We start from the raw sequence: 4,444 nt of genomic DNA on the forward strand, positions 1-4,444 counted from the left end.
GGCGCCGGGGGAGGCGGGGCGCCGTAGGCCTGAGGCATCGGCGGCGCGGGAAAGTAGGCCGCCGGTGCGGGTGCCGGTGCCGTGGGGCCGTACCCCTGTGGTGTCGGTCCCGGGGCGGGCGGTGGTGCGGGAAGGGGTGTGGAGTACGCCCCGGTGTCGTAGACCGGAAGTGCCCCGGCGTCGTACCCGACGGCCCCGACGGTCTCGTCCGTCATGGGCGGCGGCACGGCGGCTTTCGGCGCGGCGGCCGTACGGGCGCGACGGGCCGAGGGGGGAAGGGCTGCGGTGCGGGGCGCCGCGACGTCGTACCCGGTGAACAGGTCGGACAGCCCCGCGGGCGGTTCACGCCAACCGGACGGCGCGGGAGCGGGTTGACGACGGCCGATCCGGATCGAACGGAGCCTGGGCAGATCGGTGCGGCGGCGCAGGTCCGCGGTGGCCAGCGAGAGGCGTACGGCGTTCCAGTCCTCGCCGGTGCGCTGCGCCACCGAAGCGCGCAGCATCAGCCGGCCGCTGCCGTCGCCCTGGCGGTGGTCCAGCCGGTAGGCCGGGATCCAGACGGCGCCGGGTACTTCGTACTCCAGCTCCAGTTCCACTTCGGAGTCCACGTCGGAGTCCACTTCGGGGTCCTGCTCCGCGGCCTGTCCGTCACGTGTGAGGTGGAGGGTCACCAGCGCCGAGACCGTGGTCGACACATGCGCCGAGGGAGCGTCGGTGGAGGAGCGGGCGAGGGCGTCCACCGCGATGCCGAGGTCGTGCTCGGAGTGGAGCAGTGCCTCCTCCAACTCGTCGAGCCGGGTATGCAGATCGGCCAGTCGCGCGTCCACGAAGTCGGACAGTTCCAGCCATGCGTCGACCGGGGTACGGCGGGGCGGGTCGTCGCGCTTGCGGGCGGGCGGGATCGGACGGAGCCCTCGGACCTCCTCGACGAGACCGAGTTGCCGGTCCCGGCGTGCCCGCGCCGCCGCGCACTCCTCCTGCAGCCGCTCGACCTCGCGCTCCAACTCTTGAGGTGTGGAAGGGTCGTTCGGTACGGAGTCGACCTCGACCCGCGCCTCGACCACCCGCACCCCGGAGGTACCGGCGACGCGGGCCGTCAGAGAGCCGGGACCCAGCGTCCGGGGCAGCCCGGTGATCCGCACCCTGCCGTCCGGCGGCACGATGCCCCGCGCGACGCGTCGACAGACCGCGCCCTGGGCGTAGACCACGACCGAGTCGAGTGCCGAGTCCCAGACGTGCGTTGCCTCAGCCTTCAAGTGCTCCCCCTGGCAGTGTTGCCGGCTGCATTCCTGACTGCGTTCCTGGCCGCATTCCCGGCTGTGTTCCTGGCTGTGTTCGTACGGCCGGCCGTGCCTGCCGGGCTGACAGCGTACGCCTGACGACGAACGCGCCCTGAGACGGCCGGCGATGTACGTGTCCACGTGCTGCCGGGCCCGCCCGGGCCGGGCCGGGACGTGAGCATGTGCGCAGGTGAGTACGGCAGCGATGGACCGGATGAGTACGTCGACTCAGGGCTTCGGACGGTCCCCAGGCGATGATGAATCCCGTCGCCTCACCATCGATCCGCCGCCCGAACGCAGGAGTTGCGTGTTCAGTCGCATAGCAGCCGCCGTCGTCCCCGCCCTCGGGCATCTGACGACCTCCGCGGAGGTCACCACCCTCCCGGCGCCGGCCGTCCTCGTCGCCAACCACACCTCCCTGGCGGACCCCGGCATCGTGCTGGCCGCGCTGCGCCGTATGGACATCGAACCGGTCGTCCTCGCCACCGCCGGACTGTGGCGCGTACCCGTCCTGCGATACCTCCTGGACCGCGACGGCCATGTCCCCGTACACCGCCGTACCGCGCGAGCGGCCGACTCCCTGGACGCTGCCGTGGCAGCGCTCGGCGCGGGCCGCCATGTCCTCATCTACGGCGAGGGGCGGCTTCCGCGCCGGAGGGACGCTGCCGAAGCCGCGCCCGAGTCCTTCCGCAGCGGCCCCGCGCGTCTCTCCCTGGCCTCCGGCGCCCCCGTCGTTCCGATCGGTCAGGCCGGAGCGCGCCGGGTCGCGTCCGGCGGCCGTGCCAAACAGCTCGCGGGTTTCCTGACGGCACCGGCCCGTCGTCCGCGCCTCCACGTCCATATGGGCGCACCGCTCCGCCCGCCCGCGGGGGTCGCGGCGGCGAGCGCGGCCACGCACCAGGCCGTCGTGTCGGCCTGGCGAGTCGCGGCCGGACATCTGCGCGAACCGGCGGCGTTCACTCGCTGACCGGCCGGCGAGCCTGGCTACGACCGGACGCGAGCTAACCCTATGACCGATCCGCAAGCTTGGCTACGACCGGTCCGCGACCTTCGGCGCGACCGGTCCGCGACCTTGGGTACGGCCGGTCCGCGGCCTTCGCTACGAGCGGTCCGCCGCGCCAGGTGCCCCATGGCGCGGCGGAGCCGTGCGCCTGCGCCCGATACGGTGGCCCGCCTCGGTGAGAGTGGCCCGGAGCGGCTTTCCACCGGTCAACCGGGAAGAACGGTCCCATGCGTGCCGCGCTGTCGTGAGCGCGCGGCCGCGATAGCCGCGGAGTTGGCAGCGGGAGAGCCGGGCGCGTTCTCCCCCACCCGTGATCATGGCGTTGACCGACGCCATCGGGTCACCCCCGATGGCCCGCGAGGCGAGGGCGCCGACCACCAGGGGAAGGATCACGACCGCGAGCGCCGAACCGGTGGTGGCAGCGGTGCGGGTGGCGGAGCGCAGGGGACGGGCAGGCGGCATGTCCTTGGTCATGACGACAGTCCAGCAGCCGCCGCGCGGCAGGGCATCGGATGACGTACTCAGCCCACTCGGTCGCTGTACTCAGTCGGAGGCGTCGGAGGCGTCGGAGGCGTCCGAGGCGTGGGCGGGGCCGACGGGCGAGGGGGCGGGTGACGGCAGCCCTCCAGGGAACTCGTCCTCGACTGCACCGGGATGGCCCATCCGACAGCCAGTGAGAACGTTTCGTCCGCATCGTCAACAAATTACTGAGGTGGTGCGTTGCCTTCCGCGACTTCGTAGCCCAGGTGTGCGTGAGTGAGGCAGCCCTGGTGCTCCGGATGGTAGGTACCGAGGAGCTCGGCCCGACCCGGCTCCCACGCGAGCCTGTCGGGAGGGCACCGCGCCCCAGGCCCCAGGATTCCGCCGCGCACTAGGATCCCTCCATGATCCAGGACGGTGAATCGATGCGCGGCGGGCTGTCGACGGTGCGCCGTGAGGGCGAGACCATCCGTAGGCCGTGGCGCGTGTGGACCCCTGCGGTACGGGAACTGCTGCGCCACCTGGAGCAGGTGGGATTCGCCGGCGTGCCGCGCGCCCTGGGTGACGGTCCCGTGGACGGCCACGAGGTGGTGTCGCTGCTGCGCGGCGAAGTCGGGCTGTCTCCGTGGCCACAAGCGCTTCTCGCGGACGAGGGGATCACCGCGCTCGGCCGGTGGCTGCACGGTTACCACGAGGCCGTACGCGACTTCCGCCCCTCCGGTCAGGCCGTCTGGTGCGACCCAGACGCCCGCTGGCGTCCCGGGCTGATCATGCGCCACGGCGACCTCACGAGCTGGAACACGGTCTGGGCGGACGACCGTCTAGTGGGCGTCATTGACTGGGACCTGGCCATTCCCGGCGATGCATTGGACGACCTCGCACAACTGGCCTGGTACAGCGTGCCTTTGCGGCTTCCCGACCGTCAGCGCAGGGTCGGCTACGGCGCAGTCGGCGCGCCGTTGGCGCGACGGCTGCGGCTGCTCTGCGACGCCTACGGTGCGGACTCGGCCGACGTACTGGACGCGCTGGCACGGTTGCAGCGCACCGAGACCGAGCGAATAGCGCGCCTGGGCCCGCTCGGCGCGGACCCCTGGGCGGCATTCCTGCGGCAGAACTTCATTCCGGACATCGAGGAGGAGCGCGCCTGGGCGCTGGCCCGGCGCGAGGAATTCCTCGGCCAGGCCTGACGCGACCCCCTCCATGCCTTGACCGGCCGTCGGTTCCCAGGCACCTCAGTGACGGCGGCACCTGAGTGACGCCGAGAACGCGATGCCCACATCGATCAGTTCTTCTGGGACCATCGCCACCACATGTGCGTGTTGCGCGAACACGGCCCTGCACTGCTCGCGCTCAGGGTGATCGCCGTCGCTGCCGAACCACAGCGCCATGGCCGCATTGCCGGAGTCGATCGGCTCGGAGTAGTCGGCGACCGTGACCAGGCGATCCAGCAGTCCGGACCTCTCAGGAACCTGTGGGTCGCCTGCGAGACGAAGCAAGAACGGCAGGACTTCTGGCATGGCCGGGTTCATCTCGGCGACGCTGAACATGATGTTGATGAGCACACGTTGGGCCTCCGCTGCGGCGGCTTGGTCGAGAAGGCCGCACAGCAGGACTGGGATCAGCCGGCCGGTCAGCAGACGCCATACCGATGCCCGGGCCAACGTCACCCCGGTCACCCGCT

Annotated in this window: 5 protein-coding genes; 2 read left to right on the forward strand and 3 right to left on the reverse strand. The window is 71.7% G+C overall.

Translation table 11 applies throughout. The features are described 5' to 3' along the window. The coding region (locus IE278_RS41560) for a DUF4139 domain-containing protein (protein ID WP_246571834.1) at positions 1-1,256 on the reverse strand (1,256 nt) is incomplete at its 3' end. Between the two features lie 331 nt (positions 1,257-1,587). Between IE278_RS41560 and IE278_RS41565 the strand changes: the two genes are divergently transcribed. Next, positions 1,588-2,247 (forward strand): lysophospholipid acyltransferase family protein, encoded by a 660-nt coding sequence (locus IE278_RS41565; RefSeq protein WP_189780221.1) that lies wholly within the window; start codon positions 1,588-1,590, stop codon positions 2,245-2,247. A 132-nt stretch (positions 2,248-2,379) separates the two neighbouring features. Here IE278_RS41565 and IE278_RS41570 read toward each other — a convergent pair whose 3' ends face one another. Further along, positions 2,380-2,757 carry a hypothetical protein gene (locus tag IE278_RS41570; RefSeq protein ID WP_189780222.1) on the reverse strand — a complete coding sequence of 126 codons (378 nt, stop codon included), beginning with the start codon at positions 2,755-2,757 and terminating at the stop codon, positions 2,380-2,382. 410 nt (positions 2,758-3,167) lie between these two features. On the opposite strand from IE278_RS41570, the gene IE278_RS41575 reads away from it, so the two are divergent. Then, positions 3,168-3,950 (forward strand): phosphotransferase, encoded by a 783-nt coding sequence (locus IE278_RS41575; RefSeq protein ID WP_189780223.1) that lies wholly within the window; start codon positions 3,168-3,170, stop codon positions 3,948-3,950. A 45-nt stretch (positions 3,951-3,995) separates the two neighbouring features. On the opposite strand, the gene IE278_RS41580 is transcribed toward IE278_RS41575, so the two are convergent. Next, the coding region (locus IE278_RS41580) for a hypothetical protein (protein ID WP_189780224.1) at positions 3,996-4,444 on the reverse strand (449 nt) is incomplete at its 5' end.

Origin of the sequence: Streptomyces tauricus (assembly GCF_014650955.1) — a bacterium.
In the GTDB taxonomy this organism is placed as follows: Bacteria; Actinomycetota; Actinomycetes; order Streptomycetales; family Streptomycetaceae; genus Streptomyces; species Streptomyces tauricus.

Bases quoted from the DNA above. Each gene is read 5' to 3' on its own strand.
- IE278_RS41570 (WP_189780222.1), bottom strand. From the start codon at position 2,757: ATGACCAAGGACATGCCGCCTGCCCGTCCCCTGCGCTCCGCCACCCGC.
- IE278_RS41575 (WP_189780223.1), top strand. From the start codon at position 3,168: ATGATCCAGGACGGTGAATCGATGCGCGGCGGGCTGTCGACGGTGCGC.